The sequence below is a fragment of the Burkholderia pyrrocinia genome (assembly GCF_018417535.1).
Taxonomy (GTDB): domain Bacteria; phylum Pseudomonadota; class Gammaproteobacteria; order Burkholderiales; family Burkholderiaceae; genus Burkholderia; species Burkholderia pyrrocinia_E.
Window position 1 is genome coordinate 534245 of record NZ_CP070979.1, and the last position, 19049, is coordinate 553293.

The 19049-nt window shown below is 69.7% G+C and carries 20 protein-coding genes; 3 read left to right on the forward strand and 17 right to left on the reverse strand.

The window, feature by feature from the left end; translation table 11 throughout:
* Positions 1-12 precede the first annotated feature (12 nt).
* The 3 genes from pilO2 to JYG32_RS35440 are packed head-to-tail and all read right to left on the reverse strand — an operon-like array spanning position 13 to position 3556.
* A complete protein-coding gene (pilO2, locus tag JYG32_RS35430; RefSeq protein ID WP_213268215.1) occupies positions 13-1302 on the reverse strand; it encodes a type 4b pilus protein PilO2 in 1290 nt (429 codons plus the stop codon).
* Positions 1303-1313: 11 nt separating this feature from the next.
* Entirely contained in the window at positions 1314-3068 is a 1755-nt protein-coding gene (locus JYG32_RS35435) for a PilN family type IVB pilus formation outer membrane protein (protein WP_213268216.1), read from the reverse strand.
* Positions 3068-3556, reverse strand: coding sequence for a toxin co-regulated pilus biosynthesis Q family protein (locus tag JYG32_RS35440; RefSeq protein ID WP_213268217.1), 489 nt, complete (start codon positions 3554-3556; stop codon positions 3068-3070). The genes JYG32_RS35435 and JYG32_RS35440 overlap by 1 nt, the downstream gene beginning before the upstream one ends.
* Positions 3557-3868: 312 nt before the next feature.
* Between JYG32_RS35440 and JYG32_RS35445 the strand changes: the two genes are divergently transcribed.
* Complete coding sequence (locus JYG32_RS35445) at positions 3869-4975, forward strand: type IV pilus twitching motility protein PilT (RefSeq protein ID WP_213268218.1); 1107 nt, start codon at positions 3869-3871, stop codon at positions 4973-4975.
* Positions 4976-5141: 166 nt separating this feature from the next.
* Here the strand turns inward: JYG32_RS35445 and JYG32_RS35450 are convergent, their stop codons facing one another.
* The 4 genes from JYG32_RS35450 to JYG32_RS35465 form a co-directional block, all read right to left on the reverse strand.
* A complete protein-coding gene (locus tag JYG32_RS35450; protein WP_213268219.1) occupies positions 5142-6689 on the reverse strand; it encodes a secretion protein in 1548 nt (515 codons plus the stop codon).
* Positions 6686-7435, reverse strand: a complete 750-nt coding sequence (locus tag JYG32_RS35455; protein WP_174384139.1) for a response regulator transcription factor — start codon at positions 7433-7435, stop codon at positions 6686-6688. Before JYG32_RS35455 ends, JYG32_RS35450 begins: the two co-directional genes overlap by 4 nt.
* Positions 7436-7480: 45 nt before the next feature.
* Positions 7481-8557, reverse strand: coding sequence for a sensor histidine kinase (locus JYG32_RS35460; protein WP_213268302.1), 1077 nt, complete (start codon positions 8555-8557; stop codon positions 7481-7483).
* A 133-nt stretch (positions 8558-8690) separates the two neighbouring features.
* Positions 8691-9296 (reverse strand): hypothetical protein, encoded by a 606-nt coding sequence (locus JYG32_RS35465; protein ID WP_213268220.1) that lies wholly within the window; start codon positions 9294-9296, stop codon positions 8691-8693.
* Between the two features lie 227 nt (positions 9297-9523).
* On the opposite strand from JYG32_RS35465, the gene JYG32_RS35470 reads away from it, so the two are divergent.
* On the forward strand, positions 9524-10009 hold the full coding sequence (locus tag JYG32_RS35470; RefSeq protein WP_006761741.1) for an HrpB1 family type III secretion system apparatus protein: 486 nt from the start codon (positions 9524-9526) through the stop codon (positions 10007-10009).
* 303 nt (positions 10010-10312) lie between these two features.
* Here JYG32_RS35470 and JYG32_RS35475 read toward each other — a convergent pair whose 3' ends face one another.
* Positions 10313-10924 carry a GNAT family N-acetyltransferase gene (locus tag JYG32_RS35475; RefSeq protein ID WP_174384136.1) on the reverse strand — a complete coding sequence of 204 codons (612 nt, stop codon included), beginning with the start codon at positions 10922-10924 and terminating at the stop codon, positions 10313-10315.
* A 20-nt stretch (positions 10925-10944) separates the two neighbouring features.
* Between JYG32_RS35475 and JYG32_RS39330 the strand changes: the two genes are divergently transcribed.
* Positions 10945-12015, forward strand: a complete 1071-nt coding sequence (locus JYG32_RS39330) for a hypothetical protein (RefSeq protein ID WP_249744973.1) — start codon at positions 10945-10947, stop codon at positions 12013-12015.
* A gap of 138 nt (positions 12016-12153) precedes the next feature.
* Here JYG32_RS39330 and JYG32_RS35485 read toward each other — a convergent pair whose 3' ends face one another.
* From JYG32_RS35485 to sctQ, 9 genes are all read right to left on the reverse strand, one after another.
* On the reverse strand, positions 12154-13587 hold the full coding sequence (locus JYG32_RS35485; protein ID WP_213268221.1) for a helix-turn-helix transcriptional regulator: 1434 nt from the start codon (positions 13585-13587) through the stop codon (positions 12154-12156).
* Between the two features lie 191 nt (positions 13588-13778).
* Complete coding sequence (locus JYG32_RS35490) at positions 13779-14234, reverse strand: CesT family type III secretion system chaperone (RefSeq protein ID WP_174384134.1); 456 nt, start codon at positions 14232-14234, stop codon at positions 13779-13781.
* A gap of 91 nt (positions 14235-14325) precedes the next feature.
* Positions 14326-14502, reverse strand: a complete 177-nt coding sequence (locus JYG32_RS35495) for a hypothetical protein (protein WP_174384133.1) — start codon at positions 14500-14502, stop codon at positions 14326-14328.
* A gap of 167 nt (positions 14503-14669) precedes the next feature.
* On the reverse strand, positions 14670-14921 hold the full coding sequence (locus tag JYG32_RS35500; protein WP_174384132.1) for a type III secretion protein: 252 nt from the start codon (positions 14919-14921) through the stop codon (positions 14670-14672).
* A 13-nt stretch (positions 14922-14934) separates the two neighbouring features.
* The gene (gene hrpD5, locus JYG32_RS35505) at positions 14935-15933 is read right to left on the reverse strand and encodes an HrpD5 family protein (protein ID WP_213268222.1); all 999 of its coding nucleotides are present in this window, start codon (positions 15931-15933) and stop codon (positions 14935-14937) included.
* Between the two features lie 186 nt (positions 15934-16119).
* Positions 16120-16992 (reverse strand): type III secretion system protein, encoded by an 873-nt coding sequence (locus JYG32_RS35510; protein WP_213268223.1) that lies wholly within the window; start codon positions 16990-16992, stop codon positions 16120-16122.
* Complete coding sequence (gene sctS / locus JYG32_RS35515; RefSeq protein WP_213268224.1) at positions 16989-17252, reverse strand: type III secretion system export apparatus subunit SctS; 264 nt, start codon at positions 17250-17252, stop codon at positions 16989-16991. The genes JYG32_RS35510 and sctS overlap by 4 nt, the downstream gene beginning before the upstream one ends.
* A 33-nt stretch (positions 17253-17285) precedes the next feature.
* Positions 17286-17936, reverse strand: a complete 651-nt coding sequence (sctR, locus tag JYG32_RS35520; RefSeq protein WP_010109702.1) for a type III secretion system export apparatus subunit SctR — start codon at positions 17934-17936, stop codon at positions 17286-17288.
* Positions 17923-19044 (reverse strand): type III secretion system cytoplasmic ring protein SctQ, encoded by a 1122-nt coding sequence (gene sctQ / locus JYG32_RS35525; RefSeq protein WP_213268225.1) that lies wholly within the window; start codon positions 19042-19044, stop codon positions 17923-17925. Before sctQ ends, sctR begins: the two co-directional genes overlap by 14 nt.
* Between the last annotated feature and the right edge of the window lie 5 nt (positions 19045-19049).

Consider the following 19049-nt stretch of genomic DNA (forward strand, 5'->3'; position numbering starts at 1 on the left):
CATCGGACGCGACTATTTCGCATAGAGCACTCCTTCGAGAGTCCACTGATTGTTCTGGTAAGCGAGGTGCTGCACGCGCAGCCCCGGAACGTCGATCGCGCGCACGAACTCGGGCGGCGCGACGCCGCCGAGGCTCGCGTTCAGCCGGTACGCGCGCCACCCGACCGCGGCGGCCGCCTGCTGCGCGAGATTCGCGAGCGGGGCGCGCGCCGCCTGATCGGGAAGCAGCGGGTCCAGTTTAGCCACGGCATCGAGCCATTGGAGACGCGACAGAAGTTGCGTCCTGACAACCGAATCGTCGACGAGCGGCGTGTCGCCCGCCGTCGGCGCGGCGAGCGGCACCTCGAGCGTCGCGCGTTCGCCGTCGGTGTCGACGATCGCGTCGGGCTCCGCGGCGAGCAGGTAGCGCACGTTCGAGCCGTTGCGCGCCCACGTGTAGTGCGCAGCGTCCGGTGTGCATTCGTAGCGATCGAGCCGCCAGCCGCCCGGCGCGAGCCGGCCGAAGCGCGTCGCGCACGCGCGCGCGAACCCGACCGCGTCGGGCAGCGCCGCCCACGGCGGAACGACGGGGCCGCTCTTCGCCTGCCGCGCGGCGAGCTCCGCGCGCACGCGTTCGAGCGCCGCCTCGCGTTGCTCGTCCTCGACCTTCGCGCGATGATGCCAATAGGCGAACGCGCCGCCGCCCGCGACGCACACGACCGCCGCGGCGACCAGCGCGGCGCGCGGCGACAAGCGCCGCTCGATGGGCCGCAACGCCCACCAGCGCTCGGTACGCGGCCGGCCGCCACGGCGCGGCAGCAGATCGTCGAGCCGCTTCGGCTGAAAATTCTGGAAGCCCTGTTTCTCGAGCTCCAGTTCGCCGATCACGACGTTCCAGCCGCCCCACGCGTAATCGGTATGCAGCCGTTCCAACGCTTCTTCGCGAGTGCCGACCCAGTCGCCGTTCGGCATGAACGCGTGGTCGCGCACCGCGAAGTACGCCCAGCGTCCGTCGGGCAGCGCGAACGCGCCGAGCCAGTTCGGCGCGGGCTGCCGGCGTCCGTTGTAGAACGCGCCTTCGAGCGCGATCGCGCGCGACACCATCGCGCCGAGCGACAGATGCCCGGGCGCGAAACCGTCGCGCGTGTTCGCATAGCCCGCCGCCGCGCCGCCGCGATCGATCCGCAGCACCATCAGGTCGAACTTCAGCTTCTTCGCGAGCTCGACTGCTTCGGCGCGCAGCTCGTTGCGCCTCGACAGCGACTGCCAGAACAAGCCGCCGACGAAGCGCTGGCGGCCGATTTGAATCACCTGCGCGCTCATTGCCGGCTCCGTCAGGCGCCGCCGCGCTGCGTGACGGGCGTGATCAGGATCACGATCACCTCGCGCGAGCGTTGCGCCTCGTAGCCGCCGCCGAGCGCGATCATCTTCGGCGTGCCGATGCCGCGCTCGTCGAGCGAATCGTTCGTGCCTTCGTAGCCGCTGATGACGAGCGTCTCGCCCGACTTCATCGCGACCCGCTGCAGGAAGTTGCGCATGTCGACGTCGGGCGTCTGGATCCGCGTCGCGCCGCTGCCCGTGCTGCTCGACACTTCCTTCAGCTGGAGCAGCGACGAGATGTTCGTCGAGAACTGCAGCATCACGGTGCCATCGTCGAGCACGTGCGGCAACAGCGTCATGTTGAAGCCCGTCGTTACGGTGCCCGGCGTGAGCGCGGTCGACGAGCCGACGTTCGCGGTGTTCGTCGTCGACACCGACGCGAGATAGCCCGTCTGCGTCGCGACCTGCACGGGCACCGGCTGGTTGTTGAGCGTCGTGACCGACGCCGACGTCTTGCGCCGCACCGTCCCCTGCTGCGACAACGCGCGAATCAGCAGCTTGGTGCCGTTGAAGCGGCTCGTCGGGCTGAGCACCGTCGCGGACAGATCGCCGGGCGTCACCGCGGCCGGCGTGAACGGGTTGGAGATCCCGAATTGCGCCGACACCGTCTTGTAGACGAGGCTCCAGTCGATCCCGTATGCGTCGCCCGCCTTCAGCGACACGCTGAGCACCGTCACGTTGAGCATCACCTGCCGCGACAGCGAGCGGTTCTGCTGCGTCATGAACGCTGCGACGCGCTCGATCACGTCGGGCGTGTCGGTCACCGAGATCGAGCCGGTCGCGGGCGATGCGACCGAGCTGCCGTAGCGCGACAGCATCGACTGGATCGCGCTCTGCAGCCCGTTGAACACGGACAGCTGCGAATTCACCGCGGTGTTCGCCGTATTGTTTGCGGTGAGGCCCGTCGTGCCGGAGCCGGAGCCCGAGCCGCTCGCGCCACCGCCCGAGCCGCCGGACTGCGAGCCGCCCGACGTGCCGTCGCTCGTCGCGCCGCTCACCACCGACGCGTTCAGCGACGAGTCGCCGGGAATCGCGTTGACCTGGAACGTGCGGGTATCGGTGAAGAAGAAGCGGATCGTCCCCTGCTCGTATTTCCAGAAGACGCCGAAGCGCGCGCATGCCGCGTCGAGCAGGCCGCGCAGCGTGCCGCCCGTGTACAGGATGCGCGCCGGCGCGAACGACGTGCCGCCGCCGCCGCCGTCCGCGCCGCTGCCCGCCTTGCCGCCGCCGGACGACCCGCCGCCCGGCATGCCGGGCGGCAGCGGCGGCACCGAGCGCCCGCCCGCCGCGTCGAGGAACGCGGGTGCGCCGCGCGCGACGCCGTCCGCGCCGCCGCCTTGCTGCGAACGCGCGGCCGCCTGCTGCGCGCTCGCGGCGACCTGCGTCGGTACCTGCGTGAGCCGCGTGATCTGCTCGGCGAATTCGGATAACGACGAGACCGTGCGGTCGAACGACGCCGGCTCGTCGAATAGCGCGGGGAGCTGTTCGCGGCTCTGCAGCTTCACCGCGCCCGCCGACACCCACAGGCCGTTGTCGACGACGACGGGCGACAGCGCGTGCACGCTGTTGTCGCCATCGGCGGTGCGCTTGAGGAGCGCGCCGGATTCATCCGAATCGCGTCGCACGTCCCGCTCGATGCCGCTGCGCAGCCCGGTGCAGCCGCTCAGCAGCGCGGCGGCCAGTAACGAAATGACGAAAAAGACGCGCATCAGCCCGCTCCCTGCGCGACGACGCGCAACACGTGATTGCCTTGATAGAGAATCGCCTGGATCGGCGTCGCCGTGCGGCCGAGACTCGCGACGAGCACTTGCAGCGCATCCTCGAACGAGCCGCGCAGCGTCGCCTGCGCGTCGATGCTGAAATCGACCGGCGCATCCCAGACGAGCTGCCAGCCCGCCGTGCGCGCCCATCGCAACAAGACGCCGCGGATCGTGCCGTCGGACGCGCGCACGTCCCAGACGGGTGCGTCCGCAACGGGCAGCGACGCGGGCCGCGCGGCCGTGGCTGACGTCGACGGCGATACCGCGCGCAAGACGTCGACGCGCGTTGCCGTCAGCGGTGCGTGATCGAAGCGCTCGACAAATGGGCCGCCGATCACCGGATCGGTGCCGGCGGGCGGGCCGCTCGCCGCGCAATCGGTTGCAAAAAGCGCGGTCGCGATGAACGCGGCCGCGGCGACCGTAGCGCCGTGCATCATGATTGTCCTCGTTACTCGACTGCTGCCGTGCGCCGCTGGCCCCCGCGCTTTGCTGCTCGATGATCCCGGATGCCGGGTCCGACGCCCCGGACCGCCTGCGCGACCGGAAATGGCTTTCCGAACATGGGATTACCGCAGCGTTACATAATAGGTCTACGCACGCAGTCGCATTATTGAAGTGATTATTGCGCGGCAAATATACCCCGAACAGTTTGACAAAAGCTAGTTTGCATGCAAAATTAAATAGACCATTCAATTTCCTCTTTCACCGCGCGAAATGCGCCGCCCAATCCATTCATTCGAACTGCCAAGATGAACCAGCATGCCGCCGCCGCCCCGCTGCGCGATCTCGCGGGCGAAGTGCTCGGCCTGATCGACCTGAAGCAGATGTTCACCGACATCCACATCGAGCAGGACCGCCCCGTCACGATCAAGACGCCGCGCGGCTGGGCCGAGACGAGCGACGAACCGGTGCTCCTCGACGACATGCGGCCGCTGCTCGACGCGATCGACGAGCATTGGGAAGCCGCGCTTCGTCAAGGCACGCTCGACCGCCCGTTTGTCCTCACGCGCTGCCGGCTGCGCTGCCACGTATACCGCGCGGGCGGCGGCCGCAAGATCGTGATCTCGATGCGCCGGCTGCCGCTCAAGCCGCTGCCGCTCGAGGAACTCGGCCTGCCCGTCTACGTGCGCTCGATGCTCGACAACACGAAGGGCATCATCCTCGTCACGGGCCCGACGGGCTCGGGCAAGACGACGACGATCGCGTCGCTGCTCGAGCACATCAACGCGACGCGCAACACGCATATCGTCACGATCGAGGAGCCGATCGAATACTATCTGGAGCGCCGCCAGTCAATCATCTCGCAGCGCGAAGTGCCGACCGACACGCCGAATTTCCCGCACGGGCTGCGCGAGGCGCTGCGGCAGAAGCCGGACGTCGTGATGGTCGGCGAGGTGCGCGACGCGCAGACGGCCGACACGCTGCTGCAAGCGGGTGAATCGGGGCACCTCGTGCTCGCGACGATGCACACGGGCAGCGCGGTCAGCGCGCTCAACAAGCTGCTGTCGTTCTTTCCGGTCGAGCAGCGCGACCGGCACGCGGTCGCGCTCGCCGAATCGCTGATCGGCATCGTCTGCCAGAGCCTCGTGCCGAGCGCGGACGGCGAAAGCCTCGTGCTCGCGAGCGAACTGCTGTTCAACAACAACAACCAGGTCGCGAAGCTGATCGCGGATCCGACGAAGCTGCACCTCGTCAACGAGTTCCTGCGGCGCCGCGAGGACAACATGTCGCGCTCCCTGAACGACGACCTCGCCGCGCTCGCGGCCCGCAACCGGATCTCGACGAAGGACGCGTTACGGGCGACTTACAATCGGATCGAGCTGAATGAAATGATGCAGTCGATTGTTAATCGTTAGGCGCGCATCCGATCCGATATTTCTCATGCCGATCTAAAATCGGAAACAATCGTATAAACATGCCGAATCCCGTGTTAATCGACTGGTGGAATTAATTTCAAAAGCCGATTGTCGTCGCGCGTCTAAATCATGCTAGACCGTCGTTTAATAATGCGTGGAGTTTGCATCAATTGCCGAGCAGGCGCGTCTGCGTGCTGAGGCCGAGGCCGTCCGGCGGCGTCGCCGACGAATGCGCACGTAACGTCGCGCGCTTCGCGGTTTCGGGGAAGCTGGCGATTGCGCTTGCCGCGGCCGGCGCGCGTCGCGCCTGCGCGGTCGGCGATGCCGGCGGCGGCCGGCGCACGGGATCGGCGGACGTCACGCGCGGCGTCACCAGCACGAGCTGCTGCGCTTCATGTCCGGCGGCAAGCGGCAGCGCGAGCGCCACGCATTCCCCTGCCGAGAGCGTCGCGCCGGACACGGTTTCGCGCGACGACGATGCGCCGGCCGAGCGGCTGTCGCGGTCCGCCCAGCGCTCGACGATACGCATGTCGAGCGCATAACGGCCCGCCTGCGCGGTCTCGCGCGGCGTAACCCGCATCGCGAATCCGTTCCGCTGCGCGTCGAGCGATCGCGCATCGCCGTCGCCCGACGTGACGAACACCTGCCGCAGACGGCCGAAATCCGCGCTGTCGTCGGGGAGCGTCAGCGTCGAGCCGTCGGCGTCGATCGATGCGTCGCCGTGCGCGGCAAGCTCGGCGATGCGCGCGCGCATCGGCGCGCAGCCGTCCGGCGCGGGCGCGATCGCCACGCGCGGGGCGGATGCGCCGAAGGATACGGACGCCTGCGTGTCGTCGCGCCACCACAACCCGAGCGCGTCGATCTGCGCGCGCGCGAGCGTCGCGCCGAACGCATCGATCCGAATCGGCGCGGGCAGCGTATCGAGCTGCGCGACGAGCCGTGCATCGCGTGCCAGCCGCGCGGGCACGTCGCGGATCAGCACGGTGTTCGAGCGTGCATCCGCGTCGACGATCGGCAGCGACGCCGTGAATTCGCGCACGCTGGGCACCGCGCGCGGCGCGACGCCGTCCTGCTCGAGCCGGCGGCGCAGCCGCGTCGCGAGCCCCGGCAGCGACGCATCGCCCGCGTCGCCGCGCACGGCGCGGTCAGCCGCCGCGCGCGCATGCAGCCTGAACGCGCGCGTCTCGGTCCGCACGCGCGCCTGCGCTGCTTCGTCGAGCGCGCGCGCGGCGGCGAGCACGAGCGCGACATAGCGCGGCGGGCCGGCGACCCGCACGATCCGCGCCGCGTCGTCGTAGCCGGGCCGCCAGCGCTCGTCGACGATCCGCTGCCGTGCGAGCGTCGCGCGCAGCTCGGCCGGCGTCGCGTAATTGAGCCGCACCGCCGCACGCTCGAACGCATCGGGCGCGACGAGCTGCAGCACCGCGCCGTCGTAGTACGCCGCAAGTCCGCACGTGCGCGCAACCCAGTCGACAAAACGCCGCGGCGGCAGCGCCTCGCGCACGTCGAGCCGGCACGACGCGCCTGCGTCCACGTCGATCGCGACGCCCGAGCGGCGGCTCAGTTCGCTCAACGCGGCGGCGGCGCTCACCGGCCCGACGCGATAGTCGAAGCGCGCGAGCGGCCACGCGAGCGGCACCGCATGCAGCGCCGGCGCATGGCTCGCGAGCGCGAGCACGATGGCGGCAGCCGACGCGGCCGCGCGCCACGTCACGATGCGCGATCCGCCGGCTCGGCGTCCGCGCCCAGGTTCAGGCGGTAGCCGGTCGCGTACGCCGCACGCACGGTCCAGCCGAGGCCCGCCGCTTTCAGCCGGCTGCGCAGCCGGCTCACGTACATGTCGACCGTGCGGGTCTGTGCGGACGCTTCCGCGCCCCACACAAGCCGCAACAGATCCTGCCGCTGCACGACGGCGCCGGGATGCTCGGCCAGATGCCAGAGAATGTCGAACTCCTTCGCGCTGAATGCGTGCGACGCGCTGCCGTCGGACACGGTCAGCGTCGCGCGCGACAACACGCAGCCGCCGAGCTGCATGCGCCCGCTGTCGACCGACAGCGCCGCGAAGCGCCGCAACAACGCGCGCACGCGCGCGAGCAGCGTCTGCTTCTCGAGCGGCTTGATCAGGAAATCGTCCGCGCCGGCGTCGAGAATCTTCACGATGTCTTCTTCGTCCGAATGCACTGTCTGGAAGATCACCGGGACGATCGAGCGCGCGCGGCCACGCACCCACCCGAGCAGCCGCTCGCCCGTCATCCCGGGCAGGTCCCAGTCGAGCACCAGCAGATCGGCCCAGCTGTCGCCGAGGAAGCGGCGCGCGTCGAGCCCGTCGTCGAACGCCTCGACGCGGTAGCCCTCGGCCTTGAGCCACGTGACGAGCAGCGTGCGCTGCACCGGATCGTCCTCGACGACGACGATCTGCTTGGGCTGCTGCACGGTGCGCTGCATGTTCGGTTCGGACATCGCGGAAATAGGGCTCGTCAAACGAAAAGGAAAGGATGCCGGCGCTCAGCCGTCGGGCGTGACGCTCGCGCGCCAGCGCGCGATGCCGTCCGGCACGGCCGAAGCTGCCGCGCCTGCCGGCGCGGGCATCGGCAAGCGCATCACGAACGCCGTGCCGACGCCGCGATTCGATTCGGCGTACAGCGTGCCCGCATGCGCGGCGGCGACCTGCGCGGCGAGCTGCAGCCCGAGGCCGAAGCCCATCGAGCCACGCTTCGCGAGCGGCGCGAAATCGGTCATGCGCCCGTCCGTGGCGAGACCCGGCAGGCCGCCGGCCCAATCGCGGATCGTCACTTCCGCGTGCGAGTCACGCACGTGCAGCCGGATCTCGACGCGCGCGCCCTGCCGCGACGCCTGCACCGCATTGTCGATCAGGTTCTGCAGCGCGCGGGCGACGAATACGCGCGCGCCGCGCAACCACAGCGGTACGGCGTCGTCGAGCCAGAGCTGCAACGCGACGCCGCGATAGACGGCGCCCACTTCGAGCTTCGGCACGAGCTCGCGCAGCATCGTGCGGAGGTCGAAGCGCATGAAATGGCGCTGCCGGAGATCGTCCGCCGCCGACGCGACAAGGTAGTCCTGGCCGAGCAGCAACGCGTGCCGCGCGAGTTGCGCGATCCGTTCGAGGCCGCCGCACGCGGCGAACGCGTCGGGATCGGCGTCGCGCAACTGGGTCAGCGCGAGTATCGAATTCTGCGGCGAACGCAGGTCGTGCGCCAGAAAGCGCAGCGACGCGACGCGCTCGTCGAGCGCGCGGCGCAGCGGCGTGATGTCGGCGACCGTGACCGTCGCCGCGATCGCCGGATCGTGCTCAACCGGCTGCAGCGTCAGCCACAGGATCGCGTCGTCGGTTTCGAATTCGAATCCTTGTTCGAGCGTGTCGAACAGCGCGGCGGGATCCGCGCCCGCCGCGTCGACGAGCAGCGCGTGCAGCGGCTGCCCGGCGGCGAGCGTGCGGCCTAACAGCGCGTGCGCGCGCTCGGTGGCCGCGACGATCGCGCCGTCGCGGTCGAGCGCGAGCGTGCCCCACGCCTGCCGGGCCTGCATCACCTCGAGGATTCGGGCGTCGGCCCGTTGCGACACGATCAAGTTCGACTCCGGCGGACGTCGCGGTCCGCGAATGATTGGACGGGCCGCGACGCGGCGGCGCGAGCGCGCAGTGTGCACCGATTCGAAAGCGCGTGTCCAGTGCCGCCGCGCCGCGCCGCCCGCGCGGTCAGAAGTCGTTCTTCTGGTCGACGTCGCCCGCGCTCACCGTCACTTCGTCCGGCGTGAACTCCATGTTGCCGCCGGCGCCGCGCTTGCCGACGTTCGCGTTCATGAACGGATTGCCGCCCGTCTCGAGGCGCTCCAGCTCCTTCGTCGCACCGGAGTTCAGCTTCACGTTGCCGTCCTTGTCGACGACGCCGACCGAATTGCCGCTGCCGTTGTACAGGTTGCCCTGCGAGTCCATCTTCAGGTGTAGCGCCTCGCCGCCCGCCTTCGTGTTCAGCTTGACGTCGCGCATGTCTTCGCCGGGCTTGTCGCCCGTCGACGTCGTCACGTGGTTCGTCGGGGTGTTGTTGCCCGTCGGCGTGTTGCCGTTCGAATCGCCACCGATGTCCGTGTCGTCGCCGTCGCCCGAATCGTCCTGCATCAGCAGCGCTTCGATTTCGTGGAGCAGCTTGTCGATCTTCTGATCGCGGCTGCTCGACGACGTCGACGAGGAGTTGAACTGCGACGGGTGGATAGTCGTCGATGTAATGCCGTTAACGCTCATGATCGTCTCGCTATGAATGTGAATCGACTGAAGGAAAGGGGACAGAACGTGCATGGCGCTCATGCGCCCGCGGTTCGACGACAAGCTTAGGCAGCGCGTACGCGCGCGCCGCGAACCACGCGAAGCGACGTCGCGGCGACCGAAACGATCGGTCGCGCATCGTGCGCCGCCGCCGCAACGCGCGCATCGCTTCGCCACGCACGATGTCGCTTCGCACGCACCGGCCGCTCGCGCACGTACGACGGCGATCATCGCCGACGGATCATCTCTTCTCGACGCATCGCACCGACATGGCGATCAAATCGTGCAACAAAGCCGCATTGCGCGCGCTGCTCTCGGCCTTTTCGGTCGGGCTGCGCGCGAGCGCACACGCGGACCTCGACGAACTGCTGATCGCGCTGCGCGTCCTGCAGCCGCGCAACGCCGCGGTCGACCTGTGCGACGTGCGGCTGCGGATCAGCCGGCGCGACTGGATCGGCGCGTTGCACATTCTGCGCACGCTCGAAGACCAGGAGCGCGGCACGCCGCTGTGCACGGCGCTGCAGAGCTGGTGCCTGTACGCGCTGCAAGACGACGATTGGCGGCGCTATGCGCAGACCGTGGTGCTGTCGGGGGATCGGGCGTCGACGGTGCTCGTCGGCCGGTTCCTCAAAGTGGATGAGCTCGCGGAGGGCGCCGGCGCGCACGACGGCGACGTCGCCGCACGCATCTCGCAACTGCTGCGGCTCGACCGGTATCAATGGGCGCGGCATGTGCATGCGAGCGGGATGGGGTGAAGATCGGGCGGGTTTGTGGTTTGCGGCGATCGTGGCGAGCCGCACATCGGTCGTCACCGTGTCACGCGAACCCGAATGCCGAGCGCCCGGATACGCGCGACGTTCGACCCGGCGAACCCGCATCTCCGCCGCGACTTCCGTCAATGATCGGACGCGCCGGCGAAAGTCAGCGAGACCGCACGAAATCCGCGATGCGCGTCGCAACGAGTCGGACGCAGGCAATCGATGCCCGGCGCGAGCGTAGGCGCGGATCGTCGCGGCCACCCCGCCGCCCTGGCGCTCCCGTGCAAGGTCCTCGCCGGTTCACGCCGCCTGCCGCGCCGACGCCTGCGCGTCGCGGGTCGCGACGGCCTCGCCCAATGGCCCCGGCGCCCTGGTGATCGCGAACAGATAGCTGTCGCCCGCGCTCATCCCGCGATTCGGACGCGCCTCGTAGTTGCGCACGACGCCCTCGCTGACGAAACCGAGCTTCGGCATGAACGGCGCGGCGCGGCCCGTCACCGAGCAGAACGCCTCGATCCGGTATACGCCCGGCTGCGCGATCAGCCAGTCGAGAAACCTGCGCAGCATCTCCGACCATGCGCGGGTCCGCACGCGCCCCGGCGCGAAGCTCGTCACGAGCCCGATCTCGACGCGCGGCAGGCGACCGTGCATCTCGAGGGTGCCGATCAGACGGCCGTCGCGCTTCTCGAACAGTCCCCAGCTGAAAAACGCGCCGCTGCGCCAGCCCTCGGCGAGACGACCGATGCACGCGCGCGTTTCGTCGACGCTGCGATGCATCGGCCAAGGCAGGTCGAGCGTCGTCGCCGGTTCGCCGAACAGCGCGTCGAAGGCTTCGCGTGCGTCGTCGGCGGTGAGCGGGCGCAGATGAAGGCGCTCGGTTTCGATCAGTTCGGGTGGGCGGATGGCGTTCATCGGCGGCTCCGGTTCAGGGAATGGACACGCCGATTGTCGGGCGCCGACGCGCGAGCGTGCCCCATGCGCGCGAAGCCGCAGCGGCGTATGCGAATCGCGATCGCGCGAGCCGCGTCGCTTCGGCGACGTTCGCGCGCGGGTGTGTCGCTTCGCACCGCGGTCGGCCGCGGCGCGCCTGTCGACGTACAGTGGCGCCACGTCGCCCGGTGCGCCCATTGCGCGGCAGTCGGGCGCCAAGGTCTACCTTCTTCAGGAGCCGGATTGTGCAGCCAGTATCGATCAAATCCCCCATTCAAACCGGGGGCTCGACTCCGCCTTCGCAGAACCCGCCGTCGATCGGCGCGCCCCTCTCCGGCTCCGCGGCCCCTCAACCGAAGCCGTCGGGCGTGCTGCGAGGCTTGCGACCGCAAGGCGAGTCGACGTCTCGACCCGAGGCCCGTCCGCTGAACGCGTCGGCACTGAAGCGCACCGCCGTCAAGCCGGAAGCGACTGGAAACAACGCGTCGCTACTCGAAGCCACGCCCGCCGAATTGCAGACGGTGGCACATCATCCGGTCGTGCAACCGGTCGTGCTTCATTCCGCACACCCGCACGAAGGCAACCTCATCGACCTGAGCGACCCGCCCTCCACGACGAAGCCCACCGGTACGCCATCGTCGCTGCTCGAGGCAACGCCCGACGAATTGCAGACTGTCGCGCATCATGCGGTCCTGCAACCGGCCGTGCCTCATTCCGCACATGTGCCGGAAGGCAATCTCATCGATTTGAGCGATCCGCCACCGGCACCGCAAGCCGCGCACGGGCAACCGTCGCCGCTCGGGGCCGAGCACGCTCAATCGCAGGCTGCGGGCACCCCGCCTTCGAAACCCGCATCCGCCGCCGGGCATGAAGCACACGGCGCCCACGATGCACAGACGCTTGCCGCGGCCGGGATGCCGAGTATCCAGCAGATCAATCACGAGACCGCGCAGACGATCAGGATGCAGCGTGCAATCGGTTTCGCGAACCAGCTGCTCGCGGTGGCGGAGATGATCAACAGCTTCCAGATGAAACTGATCGACATGATCAAGAAGGCGGTGTCGCGATCGTAATGCGTCGACGCGACATCGAAGCAACGCGGTGAGGCATTGGCGCGGCGAGCCCGCGCGCCGGCTTCGCCCGGCCAGAACGATCGCCCGGTGTGCAACAGCCGACCGGCGACGACGCGCTGTGCGTCGCCCCCCGCGTCCTCACCGGTCGAAGGTCTGCGAAGGCGCCTCGTCGAACATCCGCCGATAGCCGTTGACCAGCGTCGACCGATGCTGGATCCCCCAGCGGTTCGCGATCTCGAGCACGCTCGCCGCGCGCGGCCCTTCCGACAGCAGCTCGCCGCGAATCCGCTCCATCCGCTGCCGTCGGATCAGCTGGCTCGGCGACAACCCGAGAAACGTCTTGAACGCCGCCTGCAATGCGCGCTCGGTCACGTCGATGTGCGCGGCGATCTCCCGCACCGACAGGTCGCGCTGGTCGAGCCGCTCCATCAAATAGCGATACGCGCGCCGGTACTTGCCGGGCAGCCGCGCGCTGACGTCGTCGCTCGGCGCCGCCGCGTGCGTGCCGCACCGCGCGATCGCGAGCGAGGGCGCGAGCGCCGCGCCGTCCGAGCGCACGTGCCGCACCGAGGCGAGCGCATAGCGCGCATACAGCGACGACGATTCGCGAATCCGCCCCTGCTGCTCGCACACCTTCGCCGCGCAGTACAGATAGTCGAGGGTCCAGCGCACGTGCGAGCCGCAGCGCCCGGCCGCGTCGCGATACGGCGCGATCATCGCGTTGGCGACATTCGGCGCGTGCCCCGCGAGCGCCGCGAGCGCGACTTCAAGGCACACGCTGCGCTGGTAGTCGACGAGGCCCGTCTTCGCACACCAGCTCACATGCGCATCGATCCGCGCGAGCGCCGCGTGGTCGCCGGCGGCGAGCGCGCATGCCTGGCGCATGTAGTCGACGCGCATCCGCAGCAGCGGCGCATCGGCATCGGCCGCCGCCGCGCCCGTTTCCGCGAACGCCGACAACGGCAGATCGGCCAGCGCGGAGCGCCAGTAGACGTGATCGCCGAGCGCGTCGGCGCGACCGATCCGGTATTGCAGCAGCAAGTCCGCGCGCAGCGCGCCGGCGAGCTGCCGCCAGCGCGGATCGGCATCGCGAGCGGCTGCGTCGAGCCCGTCGAGCGCCACCATCGCGTCCTCGGCGCGGCCGAGATGATGCATGACGACGCACGCGCCAACGAGGCTCTCGAGCTTCTGCCCGACGCTCGCCGCGCGATCGTCGGCGATCCGTCGGAAGCCCGCCTGCGCGACGCCGAAACGGTTCTGGAAGAACGCCTGCCAGCTCGCGTTGCGGCAGGTCATCACGCGCGTCTGGTCGCGCGAATCGCGCAGAAGCTTAAGCACGCGGCGGAAAGTGTCCTCGGCCTCCTCGAAGCGGCCGAGCACGAGCTGGATGTCCGCGTACGCGCTGACGTCGCGCACGTCGTTGGCCGGGTCGCCCGGGTCGGCTTCGCAGCGCGCAGCGACGAGCGCGGCCGCTTCGGCGAAGCGGCCGTCGAACACGCGCGCTGCGTAGGCGTCGTTCGACGCCGGATTGGCAAGCGCGGCGGCGGCGGCGAAATAGAGTGTCGAAAACATGGTGGATCCTCTCGGCAAGCGGGTTCGAATACGAAGTTCGGGCTCGATCCGCGCGCCGCGCCGCCGCTCGTCGCGGGGCGCAGCGCATGGATGCGTGCCGCTATCGTCTCGTTCGCGCCGGATCCGCGCAGCAATTTGTGACGTTCCGTTACGATTGGCCCGCCGGTTGCGCGTGCCGCCGTCGGGCTCCGCTACACCCGCAGCCAGAAATATTCGCCGGACGCGATACCGCTGAACATCTCGTCGCCCGATTCGATGATGTTCTGCCGCCAGTAGCGGCCGTGCTCCGCATAGTGCGCGAACAGATCGGCGAGCGTCCCGCCCGTCACGTCCGGCGTGAGCGGCAATCGCATCAGCAGCACGATGCTGCCGGTGTCCGCGTCGATCCCGAGCTGCGCCTGGTCCTGCGCGTAGATCAGCAGGTTCGCCTCGAGCAGCAGCCGGTACACCGCGAGCGTGCGGCCCGCGCTGACGATGCCGTAATGGAAATTCATGTACATCGACTCCGGATCCTCGTCGAAGTACTCGATGCGCACGTCGAAGCCCTCGACGTCGATCGTGCGCGTCTCGAGCACGTAATCGACGTCCGGCAAGCCGACAACCGCGCATACCTCCGCGACGACCTGTGCATAACGTTCCCAACTCATGACAGTTTCACCCCGGTATCCGGCGTCCCCAAAAAAATACAGCCGGCGCTCGCGCGCCGGCCGCCCAACACGATGCCGAATGGCAGCCGGCTTACTGCGCCGGCTTCGACGCGTCGCCGACCATCTTCGTGGCCTGCTTCTTCACGTCGTTCTCCGCCTTCGTCATCTCCTGCATCTGCTGCAGTTTCGTTGCCGCCTTCGAAAACGCGATGCCTGCCATCGTGTCCTTCGTCATTTCGCCCAGTGCACCACCTACCAATGCCGACATGATTACTCTCCAGAAAGTGCGTGATTCGATCACGCGTTGACAAAGTTCCGGCGCCGCCGCTTCATGTCGCGGCCCGCCGCTTTTTTGCCGCGCAGCGTGCGGCATCGTCGGGAACGGCTCGCGCCGCTCCGTCCGCCGCCGCACGCTGCGCGGCGAAACCATGGCCGCTATGCGGCCGCCGCGTTCGCCTCGTGCAACGTCGCGACAATCCGCTGCGCCGCCAGCAAGCCGCGATAGACCTTCTGCATCGCGTCGCGGTCGTAGTCGCTCGCCGCCTGCGCGGTGGCCGCGCTCACCCGCTCGGCCGTCTCGCCGAGCGCCTGGCGGAGCACGCCGATCCGTATCGCCGCGTCAGGCGCCCCGAGCGCCTGCTCGAGCGGTCCGCATTCATCCGCTGCCCGTTCCAATGCTTCGTACATGCCGTTTCTCCCGTCAGTTGAGGTCCGGCGCGCCGTCCGCCGACGCGCCCGCAAACACGTGCTTCACGCCGTCCGGCGTCTCGATGTAGCGCACGTCGCCGATCTCGAGCATCCCCGAGTACGCGACGGGCACTGGTGCGTCGCCGGACTGGCGTGCATCGACGTCGATCGCGCGCACGTTCGGCCCGACGTCGGCGCGCACGCGCTCGATCGCCGCGCGTAGCTGCGCGATGTCCTGCACGACGCCCGACACCCGAAAGCGCCCCTGCCCCGCATACGCGACCGTCGCCCCCGACACGCCGAGCGATTCGCCGATGCTCTGCGCATCGTCCTGCGCGACGTCGTACTGGCGCTCGACGCGGTGCGCGGCGAGCCGGTCCAGCAGCTTGCGCGCGGCGAGGTCGTCGGCCGGCGTCGCGACCATCCCGGTGACCGCGACCATCGCGCCGCGCGGCGCCGTGTGCAGCTCCGCATAGCCCGCGCGCCGCAGCTCCGCGCCGATGCGCGTCGCGAGCGCGTCGGCACGCTCGACCGGGGGCGGCACGCCCGGATGGGCGCTCGCCAGCATGGCTCCCATCGCAAGCAGGCCGGCGACCAGCGCGCCGCCTGCCGCCGCGCACGCGGCGAGCTTGCGTTGCGCGCCCCGCCGCGCCGCATCGGCGCCAGGCGGCGGCGCCCACAAGGTCGCGAGCAGCTCGAGATCGCTCGGCCACTCGCCGTTCGCGGGCCCGACGCACAGCGCGGTCTCGCCGAACGGCACCGGCACGAAGTCGAGCATCAGGAGCGGCGAACCATCCGCGTCGAACGCATCGGCGGCCGTCTCGGCCGGCACGGGCGCCGCGCGTCGTGCGCGGGTTGCGCCCTGCGCATCGATCGACAGCAGCAGATCGCCGTCGCGCCAGTCGGTGATGCGAATCTCCGCGTCGTCGCCCGCGCCGATCCGGTGCTCGCCGGCATCGAGCGCGATTTCCGCACCGGCATGCAGGCCGGTCAGGATCCGCAGCAGCTTCATCGGTTGCTCCTTATCCGTGCGTCGTGTGTTTCATTTGCGTCGATCGAATCGATCGCGATCGGTGCATCCGTTCGATCGCGCCGCATCGTTCGTCCATGCAGCCAGAATAGTTCGACGCGGCATCGGGTTTCGTCCGTCGCGCGAATTCGCCGCCGCATTTGCGAAGCGTCGCGTGCGCCGCGACGTTCACGAATGCTGAGCGGCCAACACGCCCTTGTGCAACGTCTCGACGCTTGCATACGCGCGTGCGAGCTGCGCGTTCGTCGACGGACGCTCCGCGTTGAACACGATGAGCGGCAGCAGAAAATAATGCGTGCTCGCACGCTCGCTACGCGCGGCCGACGCGTCGCGCGGCGCACCGCCCGCGCTTCGCATCGCGTCGAGCAGCAACTGCTTCACGCCGCTCCAGCCGATCGGCGTCCACGGCCCGGTGCGCAAGCGGGCGGCGAGCAGGTCCGCGTTGTGATTCAGCAGCGCGGCCGTGATGCGCGCGCTGGGTTCGGTATCGACGCGCCGGCCGAGCTGGAGCAGTATGTCGGCCCACAGATGCCGCAACGCATGCTCGCGCTCCATCGGGTCCGCGAGCGTATGCGCGACGTCGCGCAGCGCGCGCTGAGCGGGCACGGGCGCCGGACGCGCTCGCGACGCGCGCACGCGCGGCAGCGCGGCGACGTTCGCCGAATCGCCGTCGCGTTCGTCCTGCTCGCGCTGCTCCCGGCCGCCGCCCTGCCCGCCCGAATGCCGGTCGTGCTCGTCGTGCGGCGCGACGTGCGCGTGCGGCACCGTCGATTCCTCTCCCGCATCGGACGCTTCGCCCTGGCTGTCGGCGCGCCGGCGCCGCCGCGATCCCGCGGCGCCCGCCTTCGGACGCGGCTTCAGCTTCGCGAGCATCTGGTTGCGCGCGGCGAGCGCGGCCGCCTGATAGCCGTTCGAATACGTGAAGCGCGTGCCGTATTTGCCGTAGATCGTCGCGGTGCGCGCGCGCACCGGCCGGCGTCGTCGCGGATCGGGCTTCGCCGCGTGGACGGTCTGCGCGATCGCGCGCGTGATGCGGCTCATGACGGCACCGCCGCCGCCAGCAAATGCTGCGCGAAATGCAGGATCTCGGCGGCCGCCCACGGCCCGGCGATCGCGACGGTCACCGTCACCGCAACCAGTTTCACGCCGTACGAGATGCTCTGCTCCTGCAGCGACGTGATCGCCTGCAGGAACGAGATCGCGAGCCCGGATGCGGCCGCGACGAGCACGACGGGCAGCGAGATGTAAAGACACAGCATCATGCCTTGCGAGGTGAGCCGGATCAGGTCATCGATTTCCATCGGACAAGCCTCCTCGGAATCGGGATCGGGACATCAGGAATAGGTCAGCACGAGGCCGTGCACGAGCGTCGACCAGCCGTCCATCACGACGAACAGCATCAGCTTGAACGGGATCGCGACGTTGGTCGGCTGCACCTGGTTCATCCCCATCGACATCAGCACGTTCGCGATCACGAGATCGACGATGATGAACGCGATATAGAGGATGAAGCCAATGCGGAACGCGTCGGTCATCTGCGCGAGCGTGAACGCGGGCGCGAGCACGATCAGGTCGTCCTCGCGCAGTTGCGCGGCCGCGGCCTTCGGCCAGATCACCGACGCGGAGCGCAGGAAGAAGCGCTTCTCGCGCTCGCGCGAGTGCGCGGCGAGGAACTGGCGGAACGGCTCCTTCGCCGCACCGAACGCCTGCAGCATCGCCTGCGTCGGCTGCGGCGACAGCGCCTGCCCCTGTAGCTGCTGCTGCGCGGCGAAACCGATCGGCGCCATGATGTACAGCGACACGAGGATCGCGATGCCGTTCAGCACCATGTTCGGCGGCACCTGCTGCACGCCGAGCGCGTTGCGCAGCAGGCCGAGCACGACGACGATCTTCGCGTACGACGTGACGACCATCGCGATGAACGGCACCATGCTCATCACGAGCACGGCGATCAGCAGGCCGGTGATGTCGTTAAACTGAACCATCGTCGCCCGCCATCCGGTCGATCCGCACGCCGAGATGCGCGCCCACCGCGACGAGCCTGCCGCCGCCGATCGCCTGGCCGTATGCGACCAGCCGCACCGGCACGTCGCGCGCGGCGAGCGGCAGCTCGAGCACGTAGCCCGGCCGCAGCGCGGCCAGCTCGGCGATCGACAGCGACAGCGTGTCGATCTCGACGTGCACGGGCAGGTCGACGTCGCCGAGCGCGGCCGGCTCGGGCGCCGCGAGCGGCGCGTCCTCGTCCGGCGCGGCGGCCGACAGGTCGCCCGCGACGATCGGCTCGTCGAGATCGTCGGCGGTGTCTGGTGTTTCGGTCATCGTCATCGTGGTTCCCTCGATCAGAACGGTTGCATGCCATTGCGTCGCGCGACGCGCGCCCCACCACGCGTGCAGCGGGCCCGCCCGCACGGCGTCGAGCGCGGCCGGCACCATGTCCAGCAGCACGTCGCCCGGCCGCAGGCTGCGCAGCACCGACAGCGGCAGCGCGCGCGAGCCGAGCCGCACGCGGCCGGGCAGGCGAATGCATGCGAGCAGGCTCGCCGTATCGCCCGTCCGCTCGCGTCGCAGCCGGGCCGCGAGCGCGTCGAGCCATGGCGTCTGAGCGTCGAGCAGCGCGCAGCGCATCGGCGCGCCGTCGAGCGCGAACGACAGCACGCAACGCGTCGCGTCGAGCGCCGCCGGATGCACGGCGCGCAGCCCGCCGATCGTCACGTCGTCGAGCCCCGCCGCCGCGAACGCGGCGACGAGCGGCGCCAGCAGCGTCGACGCGAGCGCCGTGCGCAGCGACACGCTCGCGTCGCCGGGCGCGTCGGGCGTCGGCGCGGCGACGACGTCGAGCGCCGGAAACGCCGCGAGGTCGATCGCGACGCGCGCGGTCGCGCCGTTCAGTCGCAGGTCGAGCACACCGGGGCGCTCGAAACGCGGCCGCTCGCCCGGCGCCGCGCGCCAGTCGGACAACGCCGGGAAGCGCGCGAGCCACGCGGCGAGCCGCGCATCGGCGACGATGCGCGCGAGCGCCGCGTCGAACGCGTTGCACGCGAGCAGCGGCAGCGCGGCGGCGGCAAGTTCCAGTTCGATTGCCTCGGGTCCCATGATCG

What these genes read in the sequence shown, in the direction of transcription:
- pilO2 (WP_213268215.1), bottom strand. Translation starts at nt 1,302, where the DNA reads ATGAGCGCGCAGGTGATTCAAATCGGCCGCCAGCGCTTCGTCGGCGGC.
- JYG32_RS35435 (WP_213268216.1), bottom strand. Translation starts at nt 3,068, where the DNA reads ATGCGCGTCTTTTTCGTCATTTCGTTACTGGCCGCCGCGCTGCTGAGC.
- JYG32_RS35440 (WP_213268217.1), bottom strand. Translation starts at nt 3,556, where the DNA reads ATGATGCACGGCGCTACGGTCGCCGCGGCCGCGTTCATCGCGACCGCG.
- JYG32_RS35445 (WP_213268218.1), top strand. Translation starts at nt 3,869, where the DNA reads ATGAACCAGCATGCCGCCGCCGCCCCGCTGCGCGATCTCGCGGGCGAA.
- JYG32_RS35455 (WP_174384139.1), bottom strand. Translation starts at nt 7,435, where the DNA reads ATGTCCGAACCGAACATGCAGCGCACCGTGCAGCAGCCCAAGCAGATC.
- JYG32_RS35465 (WP_213268220.1), bottom strand. Translation starts at nt 9,296, where the DNA reads ATGAGCGCCATGCACGTTCTGTCCCCTTTCCTTCAGTCGATTCACATT.
- JYG32_RS35470 (WP_006761741.1), top strand. Translation starts at nt 9,524, where the DNA reads ATGGCGATCAAATCGTGCAACAAAGCCGCATTGCGCGCGCTGCTCTCG.
- JYG32_RS35475 (WP_174384136.1), bottom strand. Translation starts at nt 10,924, where the DNA reads ATGAACGCCATCCGCCCACCCGAACTGATCGAAACCGAGCGCCTTCAT.
- JYG32_RS39330 (WP_249744973.1), top strand. Translation starts at nt 10,945, where the DNA reads ATGGACACGCCGATTGTCGGGCGCCGACGCGCGAGCGTGCCCCATGCG.
- JYG32_RS35485 (WP_213268221.1), bottom strand. Translation starts at nt 13,587, where the DNA reads ATGTTTTCGACACTCTATTTCGCCGCCGCCGCCGCGCTTGCCAATCCG.
- JYG32_RS35490 (WP_174384134.1), bottom strand. Translation starts at nt 14,234, where the DNA reads ATGAGTTGGGAACGTTATGCACAGGTCGTCGCGGAGGTATGCGCGGTT.
- JYG32_RS35495 (WP_174384133.1), bottom strand. Translation starts at nt 14,502, where the DNA reads ATGTCGGCATTGGTAGGTGGTGCACTGGGCGAAATGACGAAGGACACG.
- JYG32_RS35500 (WP_174384132.1), bottom strand. Translation starts at nt 14,921, where the DNA reads ATGTACGAAGCATTGGAACGGGCAGCGGATGAATGCGGACCGCTCGAG.
- hrpD5 (WP_213268222.1), bottom strand. Translation starts at nt 15,933, where the DNA reads ATGAAGCTGCTGCGGATCCTGACCGGCCTGCATGCCGGTGCGGAAATC.
- JYG32_RS35510 (WP_213268223.1), bottom strand. Translation starts at nt 16,992, where the DNA reads ATGAGCCGCATCACGCGCGCGATCGCGCAGACCGTCCACGCGGCGAAG.
- sctS (WP_213268224.1), bottom strand. Translation starts at nt 17,252, where the DNA reads ATGGAAATCGATGACCTGATCCGGCTCACCTCGCAAGGCATGATGCTG.
- sctR (WP_010109702.1), bottom strand. Translation starts at nt 17,936, where the DNA reads ATGGTTCAGTTTAACGACATCACCGGCCTGCTGATCGCCGTGCTCGTG.
- sctQ (WP_213268225.1), bottom strand. Translation starts at nt 19,044, where the DNA reads ATGGGACCCGAGGCAATCGAACTGGAACTTGCCGCCGCCGCGCTGCCG.